The organism is Caballeronia sp. SL1002 (genome assembly GCF_057814995.1).
In genome coordinates, this window is sequence record NZ_JBYMUW010000005.1 from 136,659 (window position 1) to 162,226 (window position 25,568).

At 63.0% G+C, this 25,568-nt stretch carries 21 protein-coding genes and 1 pseudogene; 8 read left to right on the plus strand and 14 right to left on the minus strand.

Annotated elements, in window-relative coordinates; genetic code table 11:
- Nucleotides 1–171: 171 nt before the first annotated feature.
- From glgB to AC3D25_RS25125, 5 genes are all read right to left on the minus strand, one after another.
- Nucleotides 172–2,388, minus strand: coding sequence for a 1,4-alpha-glucan branching protein GlgB (glgB, locus tag AC3D25_RS25105; protein WP_488891195.1), 2,217 nt, complete (start codon nucleotides 2,386–2,388; stop codon nucleotides 172–174).
- On the minus strand, nucleotides 2,381–5,758 hold the full coding sequence (gene treS, locus AC3D25_RS25110; protein ID WP_488891196.1) for a maltose alpha-D-glucosyltransferase: 3,378 nt from the start codon (nucleotides 5,756–5,758) through the stop codon (nucleotides 2,381–2,383). The genes glgB and treS overlap by 8 nt, the downstream gene beginning before the upstream one ends.
- A 619-nt stretch (nucleotides 5,759–6,377) precedes the next feature.
- The gene (locus tag AC3D25_RS25115) at nucleotides 6,378–9,788 is read right to left on the minus strand and encodes a maltotransferase domain-containing protein (protein WP_488891197.1); all 3,411 of its coding nucleotides are present in this window, start codon (nucleotides 9,786–9,788) and stop codon (nucleotides 6,378–6,380) included.
- Between the two features lie 270 nt (nucleotides 9,789–10,058).
- Nucleotides 10,059–11,696: a glycogen synthase GlgA gene (gene glgA / locus AC3D25_RS25120; RefSeq protein WP_488891198.1), complete on the minus strand. Its 1,638-nt coding sequence runs from the start codon at nucleotides 11,694–11,696 to the stop codon at nucleotides 10,059–10,061.
- 384 nt (nucleotides 11,697–12,080) lie between these two features.
- On the minus strand, nucleotides 12,081–12,737 hold the full coding sequence (locus AC3D25_RS25125) for a DUF1345 domain-containing protein (protein ID WP_488891199.1): 657 nt from the start codon (nucleotides 12,735–12,737) through the stop codon (nucleotides 12,081–12,083).
- Between the two features lie 185 nt (nucleotides 12,738–12,922).
- Between AC3D25_RS25125 and AC3D25_RS25130 the strand changes: the two genes are divergently transcribed.
- Nucleotides 12,923–13,660 (plus strand): metallophosphoesterase, encoded by a 738-nt coding sequence (locus tag AC3D25_RS25130; protein ID WP_488891200.1) that lies wholly within the window; start codon nucleotides 12,923–12,925, stop codon nucleotides 13,658–13,660.
- A gap of 82 nt (nucleotides 13,661–13,742) precedes the next feature.
- Nucleotides 13,743–15,020 (plus strand): DNA topoisomerase IB, encoded by a 1,278-nt coding sequence (locus tag AC3D25_RS25135; RefSeq protein ID WP_488891201.1) that lies wholly within the window; start codon nucleotides 13,743–13,745, stop codon nucleotides 15,018–15,020.
- An 83-nt stretch (nucleotides 15,021–15,103) separates the two neighbouring features.
- Here AC3D25_RS25135 and AC3D25_RS25140 read toward each other — a convergent pair whose 3' ends face one another.
- The 3 genes from AC3D25_RS25140 to AC3D25_RS25150 all read right to left on the minus strand — a co-directional run bounded on the left by AC3D25_RS25140 (nucleotide 15,104) and on the right by AC3D25_RS25150 (nucleotide 16,937).
- Nucleotides 15,104–15,829: an RES family NAD+ phosphorylase gene (locus AC3D25_RS25140; RefSeq protein ID WP_488891202.1), complete on the minus strand. Its 726-nt coding sequence runs from the start codon at nucleotides 15,827–15,829 to the stop codon at nucleotides 15,104–15,106.
- Nucleotides 15,826–16,263 carry an MbcA/ParS/Xre antitoxin family protein gene (locus AC3D25_RS25145; protein ID WP_488891203.1) on the minus strand — a complete coding sequence of 146 codons (438 nt, stop codon included), beginning with the start codon at nucleotides 16,261–16,263 and terminating at the stop codon, nucleotides 15,826–15,828. The genes AC3D25_RS25140 and AC3D25_RS25145 overlap by 4 nt, the downstream gene beginning before the upstream one ends.
- Nucleotides 16,264–16,400: 137 nt before the next feature.
- Nucleotides 16,401–16,937, minus strand: a complete 537-nt coding sequence (locus tag AC3D25_RS25150; RefSeq protein WP_488891204.1) for a transglycosylase SLT domain-containing protein — start codon at nucleotides 16,935–16,937, stop codon at nucleotides 16,401–16,403.
- A 295-nt stretch (nucleotides 16,938–17,232) separates the two neighbouring features.
- Between AC3D25_RS25150 and AC3D25_RS25155 the strand changes: the two genes are divergently transcribed.
- Complete coding sequence (locus AC3D25_RS25155; RefSeq protein WP_488891205.1) at nucleotides 17,233–17,562, plus strand: hypothetical protein; 330 nt, start codon at nucleotides 17,233–17,235, stop codon at nucleotides 17,560–17,562.
- Nucleotides 17,563–17,687: 125 nt separating this feature from the next.
- Entirely contained in the window at nucleotides 17,688–18,050 is a 363-nt protein-coding gene (locus AC3D25_RS25160) for a hypothetical protein (RefSeq protein WP_488891206.1), read from the plus strand.
- 305 nt (nucleotides 18,051–18,355) lie between these two features.
- Here AC3D25_RS25160 and AC3D25_RS25165 read toward each other — a convergent pair.
- Nucleotides 18,356–18,718: pseudogene (locus AC3D25_RS25165) on the minus strand (aldehyde dehydrogenase family protein); the annotation flags it as partial.
- A gap of 308 nt (nucleotides 18,719–19,026) precedes the next feature.
- Between AC3D25_RS25165 and AC3D25_RS25170 the strand changes: the two are divergent.
- Nucleotides 19,027–19,692, plus strand: a complete 666-nt coding sequence (locus tag AC3D25_RS25170; protein ID WP_488891207.1) for a GntR family transcriptional regulator — start codon at nucleotides 19,027–19,029, stop codon at nucleotides 19,690–19,692.
- 32 nt (nucleotides 19,693–19,724) lie between these two features.
- Here the strand turns inward: AC3D25_RS25170 and AC3D25_RS25175 are convergent, their stop codons facing one another.
- Nucleotides 19,725–19,985 carry a DUF2866 domain-containing protein gene (locus AC3D25_RS25175; RefSeq protein WP_488891208.1) on the minus strand — a complete coding sequence of 87 codons (261 nt, stop codon included), beginning with the start codon at nucleotides 19,983–19,985 and terminating at the stop codon, nucleotides 19,725–19,727.
- A 213-nt stretch (nucleotides 19,986–20,198) separates the two neighbouring features.
- Between AC3D25_RS25175 and AC3D25_RS25180 the strand changes: the two genes are divergently transcribed.
- Entirely contained in the window at nucleotides 20,199–20,420 is a 222-nt protein-coding gene (locus tag AC3D25_RS25180; protein ID WP_488891209.1) for a hypothetical protein, read from the plus strand.
- Between the two features lie 18 nt (nucleotides 20,421–20,438).
- Nucleotides 20,439–20,798: a hypothetical protein gene (locus AC3D25_RS25185; RefSeq protein ID WP_488891210.1), complete on the plus strand. Its 360-nt coding sequence runs from the start codon at nucleotides 20,439–20,441 to the stop codon at nucleotides 20,796–20,798.
- Nucleotides 20,799–20,877: 79 nt separating this feature from the next.
- Here the strand turns inward: AC3D25_RS25185 and AC3D25_RS25190 are convergent, their stop codons facing one another.
- The 3 genes from AC3D25_RS25190 to AC3D25_RS25200 all read right to left on the minus strand — a co-directional run bounded on the left by AC3D25_RS25190 (nucleotide 20,878) and on the right by AC3D25_RS25200 (nucleotide 23,816).
- Complete coding sequence (locus AC3D25_RS25190) at nucleotides 20,878–21,666, minus strand: SDR family NAD(P)-dependent oxidoreductase (RefSeq protein WP_488891211.1); 789 nt, start codon at nucleotides 21,664–21,666, stop codon at nucleotides 20,878–20,880.
- A 117-nt stretch (nucleotides 21,667–21,783) separates the two neighbouring features.
- Nucleotides 21,784–21,942 (minus strand): DUF3309 family protein, encoded by a 159-nt coding sequence (locus AC3D25_RS25195; RefSeq protein ID WP_087134915.1) that lies wholly within the window; start codon nucleotides 21,940–21,942, stop codon nucleotides 21,784–21,786.
- Nucleotides 21,943–22,229: 287 nt separating this feature from the next.
- Complete coding sequence (locus AC3D25_RS25200; RefSeq protein WP_488891212.1) at nucleotides 22,230–23,816, minus strand: inorganic phosphate transporter; 1,587 nt, start codon at nucleotides 23,814–23,816, stop codon at nucleotides 22,230–22,232.
- 232 nt (nucleotides 23,817–24,048) lie between these two features.
- Here AC3D25_RS25200 and AC3D25_RS25205 point away from each other — a divergent pair, with 232 nt between their 5' ends.
- A complete protein-coding gene (locus tag AC3D25_RS25205) occupies nucleotides 24,049–24,864 on the plus strand; it encodes a TOBE domain-containing protein (RefSeq protein WP_488891213.1) in 816 nt (271 codons plus the stop codon).
- Here the strand turns inward: AC3D25_RS25205 and AC3D25_RS25210 are convergent.
- Entirely contained in the window at nucleotides 24,827–25,567 is a 741-nt protein-coding gene (locus tag AC3D25_RS25210; protein WP_488891214.1) for an ATP-binding cassette domain-containing protein, read from the minus strand. The genes AC3D25_RS25205 and AC3D25_RS25210 overlap by 38 nt on opposite strands.
- Between the last annotated feature and the right edge of the window lies 1 nt (nucleotide 25,568).

Consider the following 25,568-nt stretch of genomic DNA (forward strand, 5'->3'; position numbering starts at 1 on the left):
TTCTTTGCAGCAGCAAAGAAAGTAAGTCCCGCCCCGGACAGGGGCATCGCTAATAAACGCACACGAAAACAAGTTTCCAGGAAGCGCAAGCAAACAAAAGGAACGAGCGCCAGCGAACCAAAACCCGAGCAAGTTTCCAGAGGTCACAAGCGAACCACCCAAACCCCTCCCTCAGTCAGCCCGCAAAACAATCGTGGCCAAAGGCGGCAACACAAGCGCCGCCGAAAACTCCCGTCCATGACTGGAAATGTCCTGCGCGTGAATCACGCCACCATTCCCAAGATTAGCCCCGCCATAAATCGACGCATCGGAGTTCAGAATTTCACTCCACCGTCCGCCGCGAGGCAACCCAATCCGATACCCCTCGCGCGGCACCGGCGTCAAATTACAGATCACTACCAGCTCGCGACCCTCGCCGTCCGTGCGGCGGAACGCATAAACGCTATTGCCGCTGTCATCGCCGATCAGCCAGTCGAACCCGCCCGGATCGCTATCCAGCTTGTGCAGCGCCGGCTCCTCGCCATACACGCGGTTCAAATCGCGCACGAGCTTCTGCAAGCCGCCATGGAAAGGATCGTCGAGCAAATGCCAATGCGGCGTTTCGTCGTGATTGAACTCCGCGAACTGGCCGAATTCGCCGCCCATGAACAGCAGCTTCTTCCCAGGATGCGTCCACATGAACCCGAGATACGCTCGCAAATTCGCAAACTTCTGCCAGCGGTCGCCCGGCATCTTGCCAATCAGCGATCCCTTGCCGTGCACGACTTCATCGTGTGAAAGCGGCAGCACGAAACGCTCGGAATACGCGTAGACCATGCCGAACGTCATGTTGTGATGGTGGTATTGCCGATAAACCGGGTCCTCCTCCATGTAGTGCAACGTGTCGTGCATCCAGCCCATGTTCCACTTGAAATCGAAACCGAGTCCGCCATCCTCGACGGGCGCGGTCACGCCCGGCCACGCAGTCGATTCCTCGGCGATCGTCATTGCGCCCGGAATCTGCCGTACTTCATGATTCAACCGCTTGAGAAACGCGATGGATTCGAGGTTCTCGCGGCCGCCGTACATGTTCGGCACCCACTCGCCCGCCTTGCGCGAATAGTCGCGATACAGCATTGACGCCACGGCATCCACGCGCAGGCCATCGACGTGATAGCGCTTGAGCCACGCCAGCCCCGATGCGATCAGGAACGCGCTCACCTCGTTGCGGCCGAGGTTGTAGATCATCGTGTTCCAGTCCTGGTGATAGCCCTCGCGCGGATCGGCGTGCTCGTAAAGCGGCGTGCCATCGAACTCGATCAAGCCGTGCGCGTCGTTTGGAAAGTGCGCCGGAACCCAGTCGAGAATCACGCCCAACTCCGCCTCGTGCGCGCGATTGACGAACTCCGCGAACTGCTCGGGCGTACCGAACCGCGCCGACGGTGCGAACTGCCCAAGCGGCTGATAGCCCCACGATCCACCGAACGGATGCTCCGCGATCGGCATGAATTCGAGGTGCGTGAACCCCATGCCCTTTGCATACGGAATCAGCCGCTCGGCGAGTTCGTGCCAGTTCATGCCGCGATTGCCTTCATCCTGCACACGCAGCCACGATTCCGCGTGCACCTCGTAGATCGAGATCGGCGATTGCGGTGTTTGCTTCGCGCCGCGTCCGCTCATCCACGCGGCGTCGGTCCACGCGTAGGTTTCAACGGCGTCGGCATCCGCGACCACCGATGCCGTCGCGGGCGGAAGCTCGCTCTGCATCGCGCACGGGTCGGCTTTCAGCGGCAGCGTCTGGCCGTTCCGCGCGACGACCTCGTACTTGTAGCGCGTGCCCGCGCCGAGACCCGGCACGAACAGTTCCCACACGCCTGCGTTGTGCCGCAGCCGCATCGGATGACGCCGGCCATCCCACGAGTTGAAGTCGCCGACCACGGACACGCGCCGCGCGTTCGGCGCCCACACGGCAAACCGCACGCCCGCGACGCCGCCATGCGTGACCGGCCGCGAGCCGAGACAGTCGAGCACCGCATACGGATCGCCGCCGGCGAGACGGTTGAGCACATCGTCGGCGAGAACGGGGCCGAACGCGTAGGTGTCGTGCGTTTCCTGCGGCGTGCCATGCCAGTCGATCGCCAGCCGATACGGCTGCGCACCGTCGATAAATCCCGCGAACAGTCCGGCGTCGTGGATCTTCGTGAGCGTGCCGAGCGGCGCGCTGCTGTCGCTCGCGAGCACGCTTACCGCCGCCGCGCCCGGCAGCAACACGCGCACCACCGCGCCCGACGCGGTCTCGTGCAGGCCGAGCTGCGAGAAAGGATCGGGATGGCGAGCTTCGACGAGCGCGTCGATATCGAGCGGATGCAATCCTTCAGCCGGATCGCGTTCGTCCGTGCGCTTATTCATGGTCGGTTCCATCTGAGGTGTCCTTGTTTGCTTCGATCGACGGCCGCGTGCCGGGTACGGGCGGTGCGCCCGTGTCGCCGAGCAGGCGGCTCGCAAGCGATGCGAGGCCACGCAGCGGGAGGCCGATCCAGGTCGGCCGGTTCGCTGCTTCGTAGCGGATTTCGTAGGCGGCCTTTTCGATCAGGAAAAGGTCGAGCAAAGCCGCATGGACGGCGTCGGACGCGATCGGTTCGGGCGAGTGCGTGATTGCGTCGCGATACTGACGCAGGAAGCTCTCTTCGGCATGCACGCGCAGGCGTTCGAACAACGCACGCTTGCGATCCGCCGTCTGTTGCGGCGCGTTTTCCGAGGTCGGCTGCGCTGCCGCGCTCGCATAAGAGAACGAGCGGAGCAGTCCCGCCACATCGCGCAGCGGACTCGTCTTCTTGCGGCGTTCGTCGAGCGGACGCGCCGGTTCGCCTTCGAAGTCGATCAGATACGCGTCGCCTTGCGCCATCAGAACCTGGCCCAGGTGGAAGTCGCCGTGGATGCGGATGCAGAGCGCGTCGGCGTCGTCCGGCACGAGCTTTTCGACTGCCGCGATCAGCAGATCGCGCCGGTCGAGCAGGCTTTGCGCGAGACCGCGTTCGTGTTCCTGCAGATCGCGAATCCGTTCTGCGACGATATCGAGCGCCGTGACGAGCAACGCGCGCGTGCCGGAAATCCAGCCTTGCACGTCCTTCTTCGTTGCGCGCTGCGGGCTGAAGGCTTCGTCGTCGGTGGGCGAGGCGAGCGCGACGTGCAACTCACCAAGCCGCCGGCCGATGATGCCCGCAATCGCGCGATAGCCTTCGAAGCCCGGCAATTCGTGCTCGCGATCCGCCGAATGATCGTCGGATTCGACCGCGACCGCCATCTCGTCGATCGTGCGGCGCAGATAGTCGAGCGCGTAGTTCCACGCGTCGCCCTGGTTATCGACGAAGCCTTGCAGGATACAGAGCGTATGCGGCACGTTTTCAGGATCGACGCGCACCACTTCGCCGATCAGCGGACCCGTGTTCTTGTAGCCGAGCTTCGTCAGATAGCGGCTCATTTCCGCTTCCGGATGAATCCCGCCCACCACGCGGCGCACGAGTTTCAGCACGACCTTATCGCCGATCACGAGCGAGCTGTTGCTCTGCTCCGCCGCGAGCCAGCGAATCTCGGGCGGCGATGCGGGACTGAAGCCGAGCGCGTCGAAACGCTCGGTCGGGATGAAGCGGATTTCGCTCTTCTGCACCGTCGGAACGACGGCCCGCTCGTGCAGTTTTCTCAGCACGCCATAGGTGAAGGACGGCACGGAGAACGCGTCCGTCAAGTGACCAATGTTGCGGTTGCGGCGCACGCGGGCCAGCGCGAGTTGCATGTAAAGCGGCGAACTCGTCTCGCTGCCCCATGCAATCGCGAGCGGCAGAACGTAGCGTTCCGTGTGATCGCCGACATCGGCCTCGATTTCGGTGAACGCGAAACCCGCGCCTTCGATGGTCGTGAGCGCGGCCAGCCGCACGCCGTTGAGCTTTTGATCCTTCGATGCGAACCAGCGGCGCTTGCTCAGATACGACGGCAGCACTTCGGATTCGAGCAGACGCACGTTCTCGGGCGTCGGCCCGGTTTGGCCGGCGCGGATCACCATCGTCACGAATTCCGGCAACTGTTCCGACGGCGCCTGACTCCACGCCGGACGCAAATTGCCCGGGCAAAGCTGGAACCAGAGGAAGCCGTAGGGCGGGAACGTGAGCAGATACGTCAACTGGCCGATCGGCGGGAACGGCGAATCGGCGGTCATTTCGAGCGGCACTGAACCCGCGAATTCCGACAAATCGAGTTCCACTGCTTGCGGCGCACGCGACAAATTGGCGACGCACAGAATGGGCGGCTCGCCGGGCAATTCGCGCAGGTACGCGAGAATCTTGCGGTTATTCGGGCGCAGGAAGCGAATGTTGCCGCGGCCGAACGCGTGCTTCGAGCGGCGCACCGCGAGCATCTTGCGCGTCCAGTTGAGCAGCGAATGCGGATCGCGGCTCTGCGATTCCACGTTGACCGCGTCGTAGCCGTAGAGCGAACCCATCACCGGCGGCAGCACGAGCTGTTCGGGATCGGCGCGCGAGAATCCGCCGTTACGATCCGACGACCATTGCATCGGCGTGCGCACGCCGTCGCGGTCGCCGAGGTGGATGTTGTCGCCCATGCCGAGTTCGTCGCCGTAATAGATCACGGGCGTGCCGGGCATCGAAAGCAGCAGCGAGTTGATCAATTCGATCCGGCGCCGGTCGCGTTCCATCAGCGGCGCAAGACGGCGGCGAATGCCGAGATTCAACCGCGCGCGGCGATCGCTCGCGTAGGTATTCCACAGGTAATCGCGCTCGGAATCCGTGACCATTTCGAGCGTGAGTTCGTCGTGATTGCGCAGGAAAATCGCCCATTGATTTGTCTCGGCGAGGTCCGGCGTTTGACGCATGATGTCGGTGATCGGGAAGCGGTCTTCGCTCGCAATCGACATGTAGATACGCGGCATCAGCGGGAAGTGGAACGCCATGTGGCATTCGTCTTCGTCGCCGAAATATTCCTTCACGTCTTCCGGCCACTGGTTCGCTTCCGCGAGCAGCATGCGGTTCGGATATTCGGCGTCGATGGTCGCGCGGATCTTCTTCAGGATCGCGTGCGTTTCGGGCAGGTTCTCGTTGTTCGTGCCTTCACGTTCGACGAGATACGGCACGGCGTCGAGCCGCAGCCCGTCGATCCCCATGTCGAGCCAGAAGCGCATGACCTGCAGCACCTCTTTGAGGACGGCGGGGTTATCGAAATTCAGGTCGGGTTGATGGTTGAAGAAGCGGTGCCAGTAGTACTGCCCCGCGACGGGATCGTGCGTCCAGTTCGACGGCTCCGAGTCGATGAAGATGATGCGCGTTTCCTCGTACTTCTTGTCCGTATCGGACCATACGTAATAGTTGCGATGATTCGAGCCGGGCTTGGCGAGCCGCGCGCGCTGGAACCAGGGATGTTGATCGGACGTGTGGTTGATGACCAGTTCCGTGATGACGCGGATACCGCGCGCGTGCGCTTCCTGGATGAAGCGCTTCACGTCGGCAAGCGTGCCGTAGTCCGGGTGGACGTTGCGGTAATCGGCGATATCGTAGCCGTCGTCGCGGCGTGGCGAGGGATAGAAGGGCAGCAGCCAGATCGTATCGACGCCGAGTTCCGCGATGTAGTCGAGCTTGGCAAGGAGCCCGGGGAAGTCCCCGATTCCGTCGTTGTTGGCGTCGAAGAACGACTTGATGTGAATCTGGTAGATGATTGCGTCTTTGTACCAGAGCGGGTCGTTGCTCAATGTCGAGTTCTTGTTGCGCTTCACAATTTCGCTCCAAATTAGTCGCTGGTTTTTTTCTTGCTGGCGCTTTGGTTCTGGGTCGGTCTGGGTCGGTCTGGCTCGGTACACCGTTTGATCTTGACGCGCTTTCTGTGAACTTGCTTTCATGTCGGTCTATTAGCACGCCGCTATGCGCGGCAGCAGTCACTTTCTTTGCTGCTGCAAAGAAAGTAACCAAAGAAAGCAGCTTATCCGCCTAAGTGTCCACCACTCATAACCACCCGGATAGGCACGCAAGCTGAACAGAACAACCTGCATTCATTCGGATTGGCACAGCACCTGTCAGTTCCATCCTTGCTGCGCTCGGACGACCGGCATATTTAGAGACCCGGCGGTTTTCCGATGGTTCGTGCTGGCAGGCATTTATGCCGGCCAGGATGAATGAGCGGCTCCACTCTGTTTCGTGGTGCGATGTCACGGCTGTTCTATCGCACCACTCCCAGAAACCACTAGTGAACGACATTTAGACGGTCACGCTGCTTTCTTTGCTTACTTTCTTTGCAGCAGCAAAGAAAGTAAGTCCCGCCCCGGACAGGGGCATCGCTAATAAACGCACACGAAAGCAAGTTCCCCGAAGCGCCAGATCGACCACCCAACCCAACCCTTAATCCTTCGGCAAACCCCAAACCGGCGCGATGCGCCAAACCACGAACGGCCGCGTGTTCGGATCCAACCGCACATGCTGCCTACGTCCGCGCCACTCAAACCGTTCACCGGTCATCTGATCCTCGACCGCCAGCGCGTCCCACTCATGCACGCCCCAAGCTTCGAGCGTGCCCCACGGCAACTCGATATCCGCACCTTGCTCGTTGAACGGATCGAGATTGATCGCGACCAGCACGACGTTGTCACGCGCCGCGTTGGCCTTCTCGAAGAACAAAATATGCTCGTTGTGCGCGGTCAGGAAATTGACGCCCAAATGCGTCTGCAAGGCCGGATTCGCGCGCCGGATCCGATTGAGCGCCGTCACCTCGCCAACGATATTCCCCGGCCGGTTCCAGTCCCACGCGCGCAACTGATACTTCTCGGAATCGAGATACTCCTCGCTATTCGGCAGCGCGGCCGCTTCGCACAGCTCGAAGCCGCTATACACGCCCCAAAGCCCCGACAACGTCGCCGCCAGCGCCGCGCGAATCACGAACCCGGCGCGCCCGGAGCGCTGCAAAAAGCGCGGATTGATGTCCGGCGTATTCACGAAAAAGTTGGGCCGGAAATAATCCTTCGCGTCGGTTTGCGTCAGATCGTGCAGATAGTCGATAAAGTCGCGCTTCGACTCGCGCCACGTGAAGTACGTGTACGACTGCGAGAAGCCGAGCTTTGCCAGCCGGTTCATCACGCGCGGGCGCGTGAACGCTTCGGCCAGGAACATGACGTCGGGATGCCGCGCGCGCACATCGCCGATCACCCATTCCCAGAACGGCATCGGCTTGGTATGCGGATTATCGACGCGGAAAATCCGCACGCCCGCCGCGACCCAGAAGAGGAACACGTCGCGCAGCGCGAGCCACAGTTCGGGCTTTGCATCGGCGGCGTAGAAGTCGGGATTCACGATGTCCTGATACTTCTTCGGCGGATTTTCCGCATAGCGCAGCGTGCCGTCCGGACGCCACGCGAACCATGTGGGATGCTCCTTCAGCCACGGATGATCCGGCGAACACTGCACCGCGAAATCCAGCGCGATCTCAAGTCCATGCGCGTGCGCCGCTTCGAGCATCAGCTTGAAATCGTCGAGATTGCCGAGGTCTGGATGCACCGCCGTATGACCGCCTTCCTTGCCGCCGATGGCATACGGGCTGCCCACATCGCCGGGCTGCGCGGTCAGCGTATTGTTCTTGCCTTTGCGATTCGCCACGCCGATCGGGTTGATCGGCGGGAAATAGAGCACGTCGAAACCCATGTCGCGAATGCGCGGCATCTTGCCGATCACATCGACAAACGTGCCGTGGCGGCTCTCGTCGTCGCTCATCGAACGCGGGAAGATTTCGTACCAGCTTGCGAAGCGCGCGGCGGCGCGTTCGGCGTCGATGCGATAGGTGACCGGATCGCGCGACAGGAATGGCCGGTGACGCGCAACCGCGATCGCGCTCGCGGTTTCTTCGGCAAGCACGAGTTCGAGCCTGCGCTCGGCGCTCGCCTTCGCGAATTCCTTCACGATGCCTTCCAGCGGATCGGTCGCCGCGCCTTCGACCGTCTTCACTTCGGCGAGGATCAGCGCGAACAGATGCCGCGCTTCTTCCAGTTCGAGTTCGACGGTCTGCCCGGCCTTCAACTTCTTCTGCATGTGATCGACGAGCGATGCAAAGTCGTCGCGCCACGCGATCACGGTGAATTCATGGCGTCCAAGCCGATCGAGCGGAAGCTGCGCCGTCCAGAGATCGTTGCCGAGCGGGATCACGGCGCGCATCGGCGCTTCGTGCCATTCGGTTTCGTCGGCGGCGCGCCATTGCACGGCGGCCGCGATCTTGTCGTGACCTTCGGCAAAGATCGCCGCCGTCACCGTCACCGATTCCCCGACGATGCGCTTTGCCGGAAAGCGGCCGTGATCGACGGAAGGCATCACACTTTCGATCGCCACGCGCGGCGCAGTCAGCGCCTCGGTCACCGACTTCTTGTCGGCCGCCTTTGCGCCGCGCTTCACCTGCGGCTGGGCGAGCAGCACCGGCGGCTGGGAGGACGCGCGGAACAATCGCACGTCGCCCGGCGCGAGCGTGAACGCAGGGAGCGGCAACGCGGCTTCGGCGGGATCGTCGATAGGCAGGAAACGCGTGAAGTTGCCCGGTACGCCTTCCACGAGATGCGTCGGATCGATACGAACCGGCGTCGTCAGGTCGGGATTGATCACGATCAGCGCCGCGCTTGCCGAGTGCCGCAGATCCGGCCCGGCGGCGCGGATCAACGCGGCGAACGGCGTGCCCGCGCCGGTCAGCGCGCGCAGTTCGCCCGTGCTGCCAAGCGCCGCCGAGTCGCGCTGGAGCGCATTCGCGTGCGCGACTTCGGCCGAGAGATTGAAGCGCGCCTGATCCTTTGCGCGCTGGTACTCGGTGGCGCTGCCGTACTCATGCGAAAGCGGCTGCGTGACACCGAACTCGAAACCCATCGGCACGAGCAGGCCCGTGCCGACACCGGCCGCCGTATAAAGCGCCCGCCGATACGCCCGCTCGACCAGCGACGAATCGCTCGTATCGTGCAGGTCCGACAGCAGACGCGCGCCGTAGGGTTCCTCGGGAAACGCGATGGGCGGCGCGATCCGCACGAGCGCCGCATGTTCATCGACAAGCCAGCCGCCCTTGAAGTCCCACCAGCGAGCAGACGAAAACACCGCGTCGAAACCCACGCCCGCGAGCGCCGCGACGTCGTGGCGGCTCACGCCGACTGTCCACGCGAGCCAGCGTGTCTCGGGATGACGTTCGCGCACAGCCGCGCCCAAGCGCCGCCAGACATGCGCGGGCACCTTATGCGGTGCGTCGAAGCGGAAACCGCCCACGCCTGCATCGGCGAGCAGCGTCAGTTCGCGCGCCCACCACTCGGTGAGATGCTGGGCGGCTTCGCCATCGCCGAAATTCGCATACGCGACGTTCTCTTCGCGCGGTGCATGACGCGGATCGAGCCGCGCTTCCGCGCCTTCGAACGGATGAAACCAGTGTTTGTTCTGCTGAAAGAGACCGCCATCGGCACTCACGCGATCGATCACGACATCGAGCAGCACCGTCAGGCCGTGCTGCTTCGCTTGGGTTGCAAGCGCGCGCAGACCGTCGCTTGCCTCGCCGGTAAATTCGAAAACAGGATGCAGTTGATGATGATCCGCGACTGCTTGCCGCTGGCCGTTCACGCCCGGCACGAACGGCGCGCCGATCAGAACGTGATCGAAGCCGAGCGAGGCCGCGTGCTCGAACTGAGCGTTCCAGCCGGACATTGTTCCGACGAGAAGGGGGTCGAGAAAATAAATTCGTGGCGCAAAGGCGCGAGACGCAGATGCGTGAGACGCAGATCCATGATGGGCTTGATGGTTTTCCATCGGTCGTCGTTTCCAGAGTCGTCCTGCGGTGGCGGGGATGCGGGTAAAACGCGATCACGCTCACGTGGGCCAAGGAGCCGATCTACACCGCTTCACGGCGGCGGACGAACCTCGAACAGTCATCAAGCATCATAGCGAGGATCGCGCATCGGCTCGCACCGGCTTTGGCCGATACGCCGTTCGGTGTGGCGCTTAAAAGTCGCGAAGGACTGTGAGCACGTAACGTGCCGCAGTCCTTCGTCATTCGAGAAGCGCAACCTTCGACCGACCTCACGCGCTCCGCGCAACGAGCGGTTCGCGAGCGGCGGCCACCATCGGCCGTGCGGCGTCGGGCGTCCGGCGCACTCGCAGCGCCGAGCGTGCAGGACGTGCACCGCTCAAGTCCGAATAGAGTGTGGCGTACTTGGAGACAGCCTGCTTCCACCCATAGTCGCGCGACATTGCGTTGCGCTGAAGTGTGCGCCATTGCTGCGGGCGCATGAAGGCATCGATTGCACGGGTTGCGGCCGCGCAGAGATCGTGCGCCGTCTCGCCATCGAAGAGAAAGCCCGTCGCCAGCCGCGCGGCGCTCGCGCCTTCTTCATGCGCGATGGGCAGATCGTAGGTCGCCTCGCGCTGAATGACGTGTGCGCTCTCGGCATAATCGGCCAGGTCGAGTGCATCGACGATCGTATCGGCCAGTCCGCCCACGCGCGATGCCACCGGCAACGTACCGTAGCGCATCGCGTAAATCTGCGTCAGGCCGCACGGCTCGAAGCGGCTGCCATGCAGCAGGATGTCCGCGCCCGCGTGCAGCACATGCGCGCGGCGCTCGTCATAGCCGATATATACGCCCACGCGATCCGGCCACGTTTGCGCGAGACGCCGGAACGCGACTTCGAGATGCGCCTCGCCCTGACCGATCACCGCAATCTGCAAGCGCGGATGACGTTCGAGCAAGTGCGGGATCGCGTCGATCACCACGTCGGCCATCTTTTGCGTCGTCATGCGGCTGCCGATCGCCATCACCGGCACGAACGGATCGGCGGGCAGGCCGAACTGCTGTTGCAGCGCGCGCTTGTTGGCATGCTTGCCGCGCAGATCGTCGAAGGCGTAATGACGCGCGATCAGCGGGTCCGTCGCCGGATTCCACGCCGCCATGTCGATCCCGTTGATGATGCCCGAGAGCTTGTCGGCGCAGCTTTGCAGCACGCCTTCCATCAGATGGCCGAAGCGCGGCGTGAGGATTTCGCGCGCGTAAGTTTCGCTGACGGTCGTGACCTTGTCCGCGTGGACGATGCCCGCTTTCATCAGACTCAGCGCGCCGTAGAACTCGATGCTCTTCGGCTCGGTGAGCGCCGGCACGAGCCATTCGGGCGGCACGCCGAGCGTTGCACCAAGCGCGAGCGAGTAGTTGCCCTGAAACGCCAGATTGTGGATCGTGTAAACACTCTTCGCGTGCACGTTGGCGCGCTTCATCAGGAGCGGCGTCAAGCCCGTGTGCCAGTCGTGCGCATGAACGACATCCGGCTTCTTCACGCCGCGCAAGCCTTCCGCGACCCGCACCGCCGCCGCCGATAACGCCGCGAAGCGGATGGCGTTGTCCGTATAGTCGCGGCCCTGTTCGTCCTGATACAGCCCCTCGCGTGCGTAGAGCGCGTCCATGCGCAAGAGCAGCACGGGCACGCCGGTGTCCGGCATGCGGCCGCGCAGCAGGGTGCCGTCGCCGCCGGGAAGCCCTTCGAGCGTCGCCACTTTCTGCAGCCCGACGGCCCGCGCGACCGCGCCGGGATAGGCGGGCATCAGGATGGCGGCATCGACGCCGGCTTCGCGGAGCGCGGCGGCGTAAGCGCTTACCATGTCGCCGAGACCGCCGGTCTTGGCGAGCGGCACGGCTTCGGATGCGACTAGCAGAACGTTCAAGGACAAAATGGGCTCCCGGTGCGAGGGTGACTCGATGGTGCTGGAGGGAAGCGGCTCGGAGCAGAGCGCGACGCTAACGTTTCAACGCTGGCGTGACGCATGTTCCGGGGCTTCCTCGGGTTATCTTCTGAACAGTCGGAGGGACAGAGCAAAGCCTGTGCCATCCGCGTGACTTTTCGATGAACCCTCGGGAAAGCGATGAGTGCGAAAGCGCACCTTGGGATCGTGCGGGGCGAGGCGGGGAGAAGGACGGGGCTGGAGTGTAAAAGTAGCAGCGTCCTGGCGCGCTTTTTTACATGACACTGGGCGTCGGAATTATTAGGATTGCGATGCGGTAATTCATGCTTTTAAAACGAACCGGTTCGATAATATTTGCCGGTCCAAAAGAAATTACGATCCGAGCAAGCCCGCCGCGATATTCACGCTGAGCCCGATCACCGCCGAATTGAAAAAGAACGACAGCACGGATTGCGCGAGCGCCGTGCGGCGCACTTCGGTCGAGCGCAATACGACATCCGACGTCTGCGACGCCACGGCGATCGTGAACGAGAAATACAGGAAATCCCAGTAATCGGGCAAAAGGTGGTGGTCGGGAAATTTCAGTGAGGTTTCGTTATCCGGCGACTGGTAGTAATGGCGGGCGTAATGAAGCGTGAACATCGTCGGGATCAGGAACCAGCCGCCGAACATGGTCGCGGCGGTCAGCGCGACGCTCTCGAACGCCCCGCGATGCCCGAGCGTCTTCGCGGTCGCCAACTCCAGCACGATAGCGACGAAGCTCGCCACCGCCGCCACGCTCACGGCAGCGAGCACCGTGCCGGCGCTCTCGTCCTCGCGCTCGGCGAGTTGCTGCACGCTTTCCTGCCCGGCGCGCGCCATCTTGATCCAGATCAGCACCAGATAAAGCCAGACAGCGATGTCCCAGCCCAGCAAAACGCGAGTGACGGGCTGGAGATGCCATGGCGCGAGACTTGCTGCAAGGATGCCTATCACGAGGCCAATGACCGCGCGCGGGCGGTAACGCAGAGCTTGCGGAATCAGGTTCATCGTCTCGTATCGCTTAGGGAAATGTGGCCGGACGTGCCGATTATTGCGCAGACGCCTTTCAGCCAGCTAGACAGAAAGTGGATTCCGGCACAACGATGCCTTGCTGAACCCGTTCCACCGCGTTTTGCTGACGAAAGCGCTACAGCGCGCACACGGCTTTTCGATCGAGGATTAAGATTGTTCCCATGAATGCTCCTACCCATCCCGCGGTGCTCTGGCACCCCGCAAACACGGCAGGTCGCGACTTCGTGGTCGGCGATTTGCATGGCTGCGTCGATGCGTTGCGCTTTCTTCTGAACGAAATCGGCTTCGATGGCGAGCGCGACCGGCTGTTCTCGGTCGGCGATCTGATCGATCGGGGCAGCGCATCGCTCGCGGCGATCGACTTGATCGACAAGCCTTGGTTTCACGCCGTGCTCGGCAATCACGAAGAGTCGCTTTGCGACGTCGCGCGCGGCCGCATGCGGCGCGACGCGTGGTATTCCATCGGCGGCGGCTGGGCGCAAAGCCTGAGCGACGAAGAACTCGCCGTGCTCGCCGCGCGGCTGGAGACCTTGCCGCTGGTGCGGATTGTCGGCGATGGCCCGGCGCGCTTCAACGTGCTGCACGCCGAATTTTTCGGCAGCGACGCCGATCTCGAAGTGGCCGCTTTTCCCGAAGACGTGCGTCATCAACTGCTGTGGGGACGCGGCCTCGCGCTCGGCAGCGCCGCGCCGACGCGCCAGCTCGGACTGTCGCGCACTTACTGCGGCCACACGCCCGCGAAGACCGTGAAGCAGATCGGCTCGCAGATTTTCATCGATACCGGCGCGTTCATGAGCGAAGGCCGGCTCACCATCGTCGAGCCCGCGACCGATCGCCGCTGGTCCGTCAAAGAGGCGTGGGCGAGCGCGGAAGGCGCACGCGCGCTCGCTTTGCCGTAAGGCTTTTCCAAAAGCGTCCGGCACGTCGGCACACGCTTTGCTCGTTCGGTTGCATCGAACGAACTCTGCGGCGAGGTGCACAGTGACCCTTTCACGATCCAGCGACGTTTCTTGCCCGGAGGATCTTCCGCCGGGCCTGCGCTACGTCGACGATTCGCGTGCGGGTTATACGCGGCAATGGACCGACGGCGCTTTTGCTTATTTCAATACGCAAGGCACGCGAATCGCCGATGAAGCGGAGATTCGGCGTATCAACGCGCTGGCGATTCCGCCCGCTTATGCCGATGTGTGGATCTGCCCGGACCCGCGCGGCCATCTGCAGGCGACCGGACGTGACGCGCGCGGACGCAAGCAGTATCGCTATCACCCGCGCTGGCGCGAGACGCGGGATGCCACCAAATACGAGCGGCTGATCGCATTCGGCGCCGTGCTGCCGAAACTGCGCGCACGCGTAGCGCGCGATCTCGCCCTCGACGGCATGCCGCGCGACAAGGTGCTCGCGACCGTGGTGCGGCTCCTCGACACGACGCTGATTCGCGTCGGCAGCGAGGAATACGCGCGCGAGAATCGCTCTTATGGACTCACGACGCTGCGCAAAAAACATCTGAAGATGAAGGCGGGCACGCTGCGCTTCCAGTTTCGCGGCAAGAGTGGGATCGAGCACGATGTGTCGGTAAGCGACGCGCGGGTGGCGAAGATCGTGAAGCGCTGCATGGATCTGCCGGGACAGGACCTTTTCCAGTATCTCGATAGCGACGGCGCGCGGCATACGGTGGCGTCGTCCGATATCAACGACTATCTGCGCGACGTGACCGGTGCGGATTTCACCGCGAAGGATTATCGGACGTGGGCGGGGAGTGTCTTCGCGCTGGCGGCGTTGCGGCGGCTTTCGTGGGAAACGGTCAGCGAGGCGCGCAAGCACGTGGTCGGGACGATCAAGGACGTGTCGCAGTTGCTGCGCAATACGCCGGCGGTTTGCCGGAAATGTTATGTGCATCCGGCGGTCATCGAGGCGTTCGAAGCAGGCGCGCTGGCCGATTCTTTGCCCGCTGCGCGGCGGGCCGGTCTCAAGGTCGATGAAGTCGCGCTGGCGATTTTTCTGGAGAAGGATGCGCGGCGGCGGGTGAGGGAGGCGGCGCGGGCGGGTTCTTCCTCCTCTTCCTCGGATGCGCGGTTAACCAACCTGCTTGCCAAGTCGAGTCGTAAGGCTCGGGCTTTCAAAGGCAGCGATAAGGCGCTCGCCGATCTTGCTCAAGAGTCCGCTAAGCCGCGTGGGTCTGGGTCTGCTCGTAAAGCGGCTCGGCCCGCTGCTAAGAAGATTGCACGCACGCGGACGGGAGCGGCGGTGGCGATTCGATAGCTTTTTGCCGGCGTTCCGCACTTTCTGGGAACTTGCTTTCTACGTTGCATAGCGCTCGTCGCGTGCGCCGTGCCTGTCGCCAGTTATCCGACCCGGCTCGTTTCCATCACGTAATCCACCGTTTCTCCATTCCAGTTGTATTCCAGATAGGCCGCGTGCCGGCAATTGCGCAGCAACGTCGTCCGGAATGCCGCCAGGCACTCGCCGCCCGTATCCCGCACCGATGGATACGCGATTCCCGGTGCACCCGCTTCCCGCGCCGCCCGGCCCAGCGACTTGCCCGGGCCGTAATCGTCCGGCGCGAGGATGCGTGGATCGAGTCGCGCTTCCGCAATTCGCGCGCCGCGCAAATCCACGACGTCGCCTCGCGCCATCACCGTGTACAGACGCATTTGCTGGCGGGTCGGCGCTTCGTTCGTTGCGGCGAGGAAAAGTCCGGAGTGATAGCGCGTTTCCGCGATCGCCGTCCGGCGCTCGCGCGCGCAATAAAACACGCCATAGCCGCCATCGGAAAAACGGCTGCCGCTCGCGTTCAAGTGCGTGAATGCCGCCATGATCGGGCCGCAACCCGGGCCGAAGCAGCGTTCGTCGCGCGGGACGAGGTCGAGTTCGCCGGTTTCGGTGCGCAGGCGGTCGTTGGTCATGGCTTCGAGCGCGTACAACGCCTCGAAATCTTCCGGCGACGCCACGCGATCGAACAGGTTGACCGCCGGAAAACGCGTCGGGATCACCCGGTACGCAGGCGACCAATCCAGCGCGCCGTGCGGCCAGCGCGCGCGCCAGTTGTCTTGCAAGAACGGTTGCGTCACGCCCAGCCGCCTCGCATCGCATCCAGATATTGCCGCACCGCGATCAGGTCGCTCACGTTGCCCGCCAGCATGCGTTCGAGCGCCGGACGCCCGCCGAACGGCGGCGCACTGTTCGGGCGCTTGATCCAGGTATCGGCGGATTGTGGGTCAGGCAGCAGGATTTGCAGCGCCTTGTAAATGCCGAGAATCAGCGACAGCCGCTCCAGCGTGTCGCGCCCGAGCCGCGCCGATTGCGGCTCGCCTTTCCACTTAAAGAAGGTCGAACGGCCCGGCGAACCGAGCAGGACGATCTGTTCCTCGATACTCAGCGACCAGGCAAGTGCGATCTTGATAAACGCGCGAAGTCCGGCTCCGCTCAAGCCGGATAAATCGTGCGCGGGCCGGGGCGCGGGCGGTCGCAGCGGATCGGAATTGGAACGGGCGGCTTGCGGCATATAATGACTTTGGGTCTCGTTCGAAACTATGAACGCATATTAGTCCATATATGGATTAATTCAAGTATTACCGGCGTAAATGCAAAAAAGCGCCATTCGGACGAATGGCGCTTTCGAAAGCGAGAGGGAAGATGCGGTTATTGCGTGGGGGATTCGTCGTCGCTGGATAGCGTCGGCTCGAAGCTTTTGGCGCGCAGGCTGACCTTCTCCGCATACGCCTTCGATCCGCCGTAGCTCTTGAGCGCTGCGCCCACATCGCCTTGCGCGGACTGCAGATATCCGTGAAGGATCGCCGATCCCGCTTCGATATTCGCGGTCGGTTCCGTCAGGTCGATATTCTTGACGAGCCGCTTATGCGCGGTCGGGACAACCTGCATCAGTCCGGTTGCGCCATTCGCGCCGCGTGCCTTTTCCTTGAACCGCGATTCGATCGAAATGATGGCGAGCAGCAACGCGGGCGGCAGCGAATATTTGGACGCCGCGGACATCACCGCTGTCGAAATTTGCTCCGCCTTGACGCGCGCGACGCCGAATTTCTGGCTGATGAGATGCGAAACCTGCTCGGTGGCAGCGGCTTGATCGGCGTCGCTTTCTTCTTGCTGCGTGCGCTCCTGCGCGTGGACGCCTTGCGTCAACGTAAGGGAGAGAACGAGTGTGAAGAGAAGTCGATTCATCGGTCTGGCGGCTTGCTTGGGAAGTCCGCATTATATAGACGTTAAAAAATCCTTGCAAATCATGGGCTTGTAATTTTTCTGCGACGCGCTGCCGCAGCGCATACGTTGCGCAAACGTTTTCCCTACTCTGCGCATTCGCGCAAAAGATGCCCGCTTTCTTCCGCTGACGCGCGCCGATCGCCTCGAATCCGCAATTGTTTCAACAGAAATTTCCGGTTACCAACTGGTGCAGATATTTCTTCGCGATCCACTTAAGATTCGATCCATGTCCCGAGCACGGGATCTGGAGAAAGCCATGAAACGCGCAGCACTTGTCTTGTTGATGATCGGCAGTTTGACGGTAACCGGCGAAGCTTCGGCACATGGTTACGGGGGTGGCGGCGGTGACGGCGGCGCGATTGTCGGCGCGTTGATCGGCGGTGCGGTCCTGGGCGCGATCGTCGGATCGGTGGCGAACGCCGCGCCGGTTTATGCCGCGCCCGCGCCCGTCTACGCTCAACCGGTCTACGCACAGCCCGTGTATGCGCAACCGGTGTACGCGCAACCCGCGCCGCCGCCGCCGAACTACTGCTACGACGACTATCGCCGTGCGTACTACCCATGCGGCCCCGGTCCGCGCTGGTAAGCGTTTCCGAACGCCGGTTTTCGCAGTTTCCCGCCGCTCCACGCGGCACACCGATTGCGATCTCGTCGATACGGGCGCTCCAACATTCGTTGCCGCGCGCCGATATGCAAATCTGGGAGACTGCGATGAAATCGGCTACTAAGAAGCTTCTTGTTTCGGCGTTGGTTTTGGGCTTGTCGGGCGGCGTCTACGCGCAAGCGGGCGGCGGTGCCGGTGGTGGCGCGGGGGGTGGCGCCGGCGGCGGCGCGGCTGGCATGGGCGGCGGCAACGGCGGCAATGGCGGCGCGGCGGGTAACGGCGTCGGCATGGGCAGCCGCGGCATGGGCGGCGCGGCCGATGGCAGCACCGGCATGGGCAACCCGAGCGGCAATCAGATGAACAACGGCACGATGAACAATTCGACGCCCGGCGCCACGATGCAGAAAAACGTCCCGGGAAACAATATGAATTCCAACGGCACCGGCGCCGGAATGAAGAAGTCCTACTGAGCAAACGCATCCACGCGCGTCGTTCGGAAAAAGGTGCCCGCCATGGCTGGCGGGCTCCTCAAGCGGCGCGGATCGCGATGCGACGGAGAGGTCGTGGCGCGATCCGCATCCTGACCCGGGTACCCGGACCCCCCGGTTTTCAAAGCTCGTCTTTATTTGACGCCTACGGTTTGCAGGGGCGTCTACTTCCCGCTCACCACCTTGTAGACGGTCACGCCGCCGTAGTTCAGGTCGCCTTGTCGTTGTAGGCGCGTCATTGGTCGTCGCGGTGAAGGCGACGAGCGGCATGATCGTGGACGAGCAGTTCACCAACGACAAAGCCGCAAATCTTCGCTCGATCCTAATCCGCACTTTTGCCCCTGATATTCGAACACGCCGCGCAAGAGCGCGACGGCGAGCGCTTGCGGATCGGCGGACTCGTGCGCGAGCACGAAGTCTCTCCCGCCCGTCTCGCCGACCAAACGCGGATAGCTGCGCTCGGCGCACGCGCGCCAGAGCGTGTCGAAAACCGCCGTCGATCCGGGTGAAATGCGGGCCGTGAAACCGGGCGAGGCGAGCACGGTGACGGAAATCGTTCCCGCATCGCCGGGCACGAAATTGATCACGCCCGGCGGCAAGCCGGCCGCTTCCAGGAATTCCACGAACAAGACGTCGCTGAGCGAGGCCGTGGCGGCGGCCTTCCGTTTCCGACGACGCGATCCGCTTGCCGCCCGCGATCACCGGAATGTCCTTGACAGCGGCTAAATGATGATCGAGTGCGGCCGAGAGCGCGGTACGCTCGGGGGAGTGCGGTGAATAAGCTAAGATCCGCTCATTCTCAGGTGACGCGAACAACGACAAGCAGCCTCTAAATGGATTCTATTTTGGTTTAAAGTTATTCAAAATGTAGTTGATTGGATCCAAGAATGACGGCGCAAACTTTGACGACAACTTTTTTGTTGGCGGGCGTTCGGCCGGCCATTAACCGCGACTTCTCATGACATCTCTGCAGTCCAAGTCAGATCAGCGTTCGATGCCACAAGCCATCCGCGATCAGTTGCGCGACGACATCCTGCGCGGCGCGTTGCCGCCGGGTACGCAATTGCGCCAGGAAAGCCTGGCGGAGCGCTTCAACGCGAGCCGGATTCCGGTGCGCGAAGCGCTGCGCCAACTTGAAGCGGAGGGGCTGGTCGATTACCAGTTGAATCGCGGCGCGGTGGTGGTCGAGATGTCGACGGCGGAAATTTGCGAGCTGCTGGATATCCGCGCCGCGCTGGAAACCTACGCGGCCAAGCTGGCGGTGCCGAACATGGTGGCCGCCGATATCGACGCGTTGACCAAAATCCTGGAATCCTACGACGACGCCGCCGATGCTGGCGACTGGGCCGAATTCAACCGGCAGTTCCATCTGGCGATGTGCGCGCCGTCGAATAACGAGCGGTTGCAGCGGCTGATCGAGGAATACTGTTTATCGACGACCAACCGTTACCCGCACTTGCGCATGTCGCTCGACACGCAAAAGGACGACGTGCAGCGCGATCACTACCGGATCGTCGATGCCTGCCGGCGTCGCGCGGTGGACGAAGTGGTGGAGTTGATCGAGGAGCACATTCTGGAGACGAAGCGCGAAGTGATGGCGGCGGCGCGGCTCGCGAGCCGCTGAGCGCGGGTCCGCGCCGCCAGCGTGGCGTGTGTTTAGAGATCCGCGTCGCCGGGACCGCAGCGCCGGCCCGGCACGTGCGCGCGCAGCACGGCGGCGATTTGCGAAGTCGTGCAATCGACCGGCACGACGCGCCGCCGCACGCAGGGATCGTCCTTCATCACCCATTCGACCAGCCGGTACGGACGGCCCCACGGCTGCTCGAACGGCGCCGACAGCCGGCATTCACGTAGCGACAGCGCGTATTCGCTTTTCATCGCCGGGGCGAGGTTTTGAGACAGTGCTTCGACCGCCATGATGCATCCTCCCGATGGTTGCCGACTTAACGGACGAGCGCGCGGCCAATGCTGGCGCGGCTTGCGAGGAGACTGTGCCTATCTAGAATTAAGGGCAGCTTAAGGAGTACGGCCGCACCGGTTTTGTCGCGCGTGGTCTTTTCGCCACTTTTCTCCGACGCCGCGTTACTGTATATTCATACAGCTAAATTGCCTGACCGAGGCTCGTTCGACATGAATGCCCATCCTGATTCCGCCGAAGCCGCCGCGCTCGTCCGCCTCGTCCGCGCGACACGTGCGGTATCGGCGGCATTCGACGCCACGCGCGGCGAGCCGGAATGGCGCGGCAGCAATGGCGTGGCGCGTGCGCTCAGCCGGCTGGACGCCGCGCTGCTGGAGCTCGACACCTCGGAGCGCTCGCTCGACGCTATACTTTCGCGCGCCGCCGAACATTAAACATCTGGAGCGATATCCGTGAGATCCGTATTCCTCACCGTCCTGCTGTTCTTTATGGCCGCGCCGGTTTTCGCCGTGCCGGGACTCTCCGCCGAGCGATACAGCGAGGTCTGGAATCCGCCCGAATCGCAAGGTACGAAGGCTCGCCCGAAAGCGCACGCCGCCACGCAGACACCGGTTCAGGCGAAAAAGAAACGCAAGAGCGCGACCACGGTCAAGAAGATCGCCGATCGCGCCGCGCTCGAATCGTCGCCGGGCGCTGCGCCGTCAGCATCGGCGAAGGGAAAAACGCCGAAACAACCGCTTCCCATGATCGATTTGCCACGCAAGGTCGGGCCGGACGGGCGCGTGATGCGCGTGAGTTATCCGGGGGATTGAACGCGATTTTTCCGCAGGAATCCGCAAGAAAAAGGGCGCCTGAAAAGGCGCCCTTTTTCATCGGGAAGCAGAACGCGCCTCAGAAAGCAGAACGCACCACGCCGCCGTCCACGCGCAACGATGCGCCCGTTGTCGCCGATGCCGCTTCGGAGCACACATAGACCACCATATTCGCGACTTCCTCGGTCGTCGCGAAACGCCGGATCAGCGAACTCGGGCGTTCGGTCTCGAAAAAGCCCTTCTCGAATTCCGCGAACGACTTGCCGCCCGCGCCCTTCTTGGCCATTTCGTCGAGTCCGTCCGAATGCGTCGGTCCGGGCAAGACGGCGTTGACGGTCACGCCCGTTCCCTTGCAACTTTCCGCGAGCCCGCGCGACAAGCCGAGTTGCGCCGTCTTGGTCACGCCGTAATGAATCATTTCGACTGGAATCTGCACGCCGCTTTCGCTGCTGATAAACACGACGCGGCCCCAGTTCTTCGCCTTCATCCCCGGTAGATACGCGCGCGAAAGGCGCACGCCCGACATGACGTTGGTATCGAAAAAGCGCTGCCAGTCGTCGTCGGTGATGTCTTCGAACGGCGTTGGGTCGAAGATGCCGAGGTTGTTCACGAGCACGTCCACGGCCGGAAAACGCTTGAGCAGCGCGTCGATCTGCGTGGGATCGGCCAGATCGCCCGCGAAGCCTTCGACATTCGCGCCCGGCACCTGCTCGCGCACGAGGGTGAGCGCGGCATCGACGGATGCCTGCGTGCGGCCGTTCACGACCACGCGCGCCCCTTCGCGCGCGAGGCCGATGGCGATTGCCCGGCCAATGCCCTTGGACGAGCCTGACACGAGCGCGATCTTGTCTTTCAGGTGAAGGTCCATCGAATCGGTTCTCCTAAATGGACACGGCCGGCCGGAAATCCGGCCGGCCGTGCGGTGTCGGATCGAAGGCGGCATGTGCCGCCCCCGACATCCTGACATGACAAGCCACTTTCGCGCTTAAAGCCGTCCCATCAGCAACAGGACGATCACCACGACCAGCACGACCCCAAGAATGCCGCTCGGCCCATAACCCCAGCTACGGCTGTGCGGCCACGACGGAATAGCCCCGACCAGCAACAAGATCAGGATGATCAGCAAGATGGTTCCGATGGTCATTCGACTTCTCCTTTATTAAGACCGCTGGATGTGTTTCTCGCGTGCCTCCCAGTACGGCACACGCGTGCACGGAACACGCCGCCGCTCGTGACCGGTGTCCGGCGGTCGCGGCATCGTGTCCGATGCGTACCCACATACAGCAAAGCCCGTGCCACCTTGGTGCATGGCATGACAGGCAAGGGTCTTGGGCCGGGCGAACGTGGTGCGTCCGGCTCAGGAGTTCGAAGCGTCAAGGGAAAACTTGCATTTGATCGGCCACTTTTTTGTAATGTGTGGCCGCAAGCCGTTTAAAAGAAGGACTGGAACAGCCAGAAGAGGCCGCCCGCGAGCGCGATCGAGACCGGCAGCGTGAGCACCCAGGCGAGCGCGAGGCTGCGCACCGTCCGCCATTGCAGGCCCGAGCCGTTCGCGGCCATGGTCCCGGCGACGCCCGACGAAAGCACGTGCGTCGTGCTGACGGGCAGACCGTAGACGTCGGCCGCGCCGATCGTCAGCATGGCGACGAGTTCCGCCGACGCGCCTTGTCCGTAAGTCAGGTGCGTCTTGCCGATCCGCTCGCCGACCGTCACGACGATCCGCTTCCAGCCGACCATCGTGCCGAGACCGAGCGCGACGGCGACCGCCACTTTCACCCAGGTCGGGATGAACTTGGTCGCGTGGTCGAGCGAGCCCTTGTAGTTTTTCAGGACGGCGGCATCGGCGGCGGCGAAGGCTGGGTCTTTTTGCTTGTCCATCAGGCGCAGCGCCTCGGAGGCGATGTACATGTTGTTGCGCACGTTATCGACGATATTCTGCGGCACCGCCGCCATCGAGCCGCTCGGCCCGACTTGTTCCTCGATCAGATCCGTCACCTGCTTGAGCGCGATGAGCGTGTTCGGCGCGAGTGTTTTCGTCTGGACATAGCGCTCGACGGTGCCGCGCGGATCGGCGACCGGCGCCGCGCCGCCCGCGTACCGCTGGAGCGTTTCCGACGCGTGATGGCCGACCGACAGGAAGGTCTGCGTTTCCTCGGTCGTAACGGCCTTGTTGAGCGCGTAGGCGGTCGGCACGGTGCCGATCAGGATCAGCATGATGAGTCCCATGCCCTTCTGGCCGTCGTTCGAGCCGTGCGCGAACGACACGCCGGTACACGTCAGGATCAGGAGGCAGCGAATCCAGAACGGCGGCGGCGTGTTTTTCTCCGGCTCCTTGTAGAGCGCCGGAATCCGCACGACGAGCTTCAGGATGTACAGCAGAAACCCCGCCGCGATAAATCCGATCAGCGGCGAGAACAGCAGCGATTTGCCGACCGCCATCGCCTGCGCCCAGTCCACGCCTGACGTGCCGGTCGCGCCGTGCAGCGCCTGATTCATCAACCCGACGCCGATCACCGAACCGATCAGCGTGTGCGAACTCGATGAAGGAATCCCGAGCGCCCAGGTGCCGAGATTCCAGATGATTGCCGCGATCAGCAGCGCGAAGACCATCGCGAAACCTTGCGATGTGCCGACGCCGAGAATCAGCTCGACCGGCAGCAACTGGAGAATGCCGAAGGCGACCGCGCCGCTCGACACCAGCACGCCGATGAAATTCCACGCGCCGGACCAGACCACGGCGAGATTTGGCGTTAGCGAATGCGTGTAGATCACGGTCGCGACGGCGTTCGCGGTGTCGTGGAAACCGTTCACGAACTCGAAGCCGAGCGCGATCAACAATGCCACGCCGAGCAGGAAGTAGGGCAGCATGGAGCCGGAACGGATGGGCTGCAGATCGTCGAGCAGGTGCGTGACGCAATACACGATCCCCACGCCGAGCACGACCAGGAACAGGCCGAGTGCGAGACGCGGGCCGAGCTTGCGGCTGCCGGCGGGGCTATCGAAGGTGATATCGGGCATGAGGTGGAATCCTTGAGAAACGAATGTGCGGCAGGTCGCTTCCATGGTTGCACGCGCTTCGTGGCGCTTTGATGACAGCGCCACGAGGCGCGTAAATCGTATGAATTGAACGATGTTGGGTTACGTTGCCGGCGAAAACGACGGAGATTCGTATGAGGATCCGAACGGATAAGCCGCACGTGTACGCCTCGCTATCATTGAAACCTCTCCGGCTTTAAGAAGGCGCACGAACATGAACGACATTCCGGCCCGTCACGGTCTCGAAGTGGGCGGCTCCGTCTGGCTGCAAAGCGGCGACGAAACGCTCGGCGGGGCGGCGCGTATCGCGCTTCTGGCGGCGATCCGCGAAACCGGCTCGATCACCGGCGCGGCCAAGGCCGTGAACATGAGCTACAAGGCGGCGTGGGACGCCATCGACACGATGAACAATCTCGCCGGCGAGCCGCTCGTCGTGCGGGCGACGGGCGGGCGCGGCGGCGGCGGAACGACGCTCACGCCGACGGCGTTGCGCCTGATCGAAACGTTTCGCGCGATCGAGCGCGAGCATCGGCGGTTTCTGGAACGCGCGGGGGCAGCGATCGAAAATTTCGGCGACGACTGGAAACTGATCGCGCGGATGGGCATGCGCACGAGCGCGCGCAACCAGCTTTTCGGGATAGTCAGAAAGGTGACGCGCGGGTCGGTGAACGACGAGATCGAACTGGCGCTGACCGGCGGCCAGCCGATTGTCGCCGTGATCACGCACGAAAGCACGGCAGCGCTCGGCCTCGCGGAAGGCGCGCAGGCTTTCGCGCTGGTGAAGGCTTCGTCGGTGCTGCTGCTGGCTGACCCGCCGCCGAAAATATCCGCGCGCAATCAGTTGCGCGGCGTCGTGGCGCGGATCGAGCGCGGCGCGGTGAATGCGGAAGTTTCGCTCTCGCTCGACGACGCCACCACGCTCACCGCCGTCGTCACGAACCCGGCCGTGGACGCGCTCGGGCTCGTGGAAGGCGGCACGGCGTTCGCCGCGTTCAAGGCGTCGAGCGTGATTCTCGGCGTGACGGACTGAGTTCGGGCGCGGTCCGTTCAGTGCGTTCAGCGCGGGTGTGTTTCACCTGGCCTTCGGTCAATTCGATCACCTGATCGCCGAACGTGGCGACGTCGTCGGGATCGTGGGTAATCAGCACGATCGGCAAGTCGAAACGGCTCTGTAACTCCGACAACTCCTGCCGCATGCGCTGCCGCAGGTTCATATCGAGCGCGGAAAACGGTTCGTCGAGGAGCAAAAGACGCGGATGCGGCACCAGCGCGCGCGCGAGCGCCACGCGCTGCTTCTGTCCGCCCGACAATTGCGCCGGATGCTGGCGCGCGACCGGCATGAGATCGAAAGCGTTGAGCCAGTAATCGACGTCCGCGTGCGCGAACCGCGCCGGCGCGTTGAACCAGCCGCGCTTCAGCCCGAACGCGATGTTCTGCCGCACGTTCAAATGCGGAAACAGCGCGTAATCCTGAAACAAATAGCCGATCCGGCGTTCCTGCGGCGGCAAATCGATCTCGCGCGCGGTGTCGAGAAGCGGCTCGCCATTGAGCAAGATCGTGCCTTCGTCGGGCTGCAACAGACCCGCGATGGCCTGCAAGGTCAGGCTTTTCCCCGCGCCCGACGGACCGAACAGCACGATCCGCTGATGCGTGGCGTCGAACGCGATATCGAGCAGAAAATCGCGCTGCGGCGTGACGAAATGCTTTTTGAGACGAACGGAAAGCGTGGTCATG

Coding starts and splice junctions, on each gene's coding strand:
- AC3D25_RS25160 (WP_488891206.1), top strand. CDS start 17,688: ATGAAATCGGCTACTAAGAAGCTTCTTGTTTCGGCGTTGGTTTTGGGC.
- AC3D25_RS25150 (WP_488891204.1), bottom strand. CDS start 16,937: ATGAATCGACTTCTCTTCACACTCGTTCTCTCCCTTACGTTGACGCAA.
- AC3D25_RS25170 (WP_488891207.1), top strand. CDS start 19,027: ATGACATCTCTGCAGTCCAAGTCAGATCAGCGTTCGATGCCACAAGCC.
- AC3D25_RS25205 (WP_488891213.1), top strand. CDS start 24,049: ATGAACGACATTCCGGCCCGTCACGGTCTCGAAGTGGGCGGCTCCGTC.
- AC3D25_RS25125 (WP_488891199.1), bottom strand. CDS start 12,737: ATGAACCTGATTCCGCAAGCTCTGCGTTACCGCCCGCGCGCGGTCATT.
- AC3D25_RS25195 (WP_087134915.1), bottom strand. CDS start 21,942: ATGACCATCGGAACCATCTTGCTGATCATCCTGATCTTGTTGCTGGTC.
- glgB (WP_488891195.1), bottom strand. CDS start 2,388: ATGAATAAGCGCACGGACGAACGCGATCCGGCTGAAGGATTGCATCCG.
- AC3D25_RS25190 (WP_488891211.1), bottom strand. CDS start 21,666: ATGGACCTTCACCTGAAAGACAAGATCGCGCTCGTGTCAGGCTCGTCC.
- AC3D25_RS25175 (WP_488891208.1), bottom strand. CDS start 19,985: ATGGCGGTCGAAGCACTGTCTCAAAACCTCGCCCCGGCGATGAAAAGC.
- AC3D25_RS25180 (WP_488891209.1), top strand. CDS start 20,199: ATGAATGCCCATCCTGATTCCGCCGAAGCCGCCGCGCTCGTCCGCCTC.
- AC3D25_RS25155 (WP_488891205.1), top strand. CDS start 17,233: ATGAAACGCGCAGCACTTGTCTTGTTGATGATCGGCAGTTTGACGGTA.
- AC3D25_RS25115 (WP_488891197.1), bottom strand. CDS start 9,788: ATGGAAAACCATCAAGCCCATCATGGATCTGCGTCTCACGCATCTGCG.
- AC3D25_RS25130 (WP_488891200.1), top strand. CDS start 12,923: ATGAATGCTCCTACCCATCCCGCGGTGCTCTGGCACCCCGCAAACACG.
- AC3D25_RS25145 (WP_488891203.1), bottom strand. CDS start 16,263: ATGCCGCAAGCCGCCCGTTCCAATTCCGATCCGCTGCGACCGCCCGCG.
- AC3D25_RS25210 (WP_488891214.1), bottom strand. CDS start 25,567: ATGACCACGCTTTCCGTTCGTCTCAAAAAGCATTTCGTCACGCCGCAG.
- AC3D25_RS25200 (WP_488891212.1), bottom strand. CDS start 23,816: ATGCCCGATATCACCTTCGATAGCCCCGCCGGCAGCCGCAAGCTCGGC.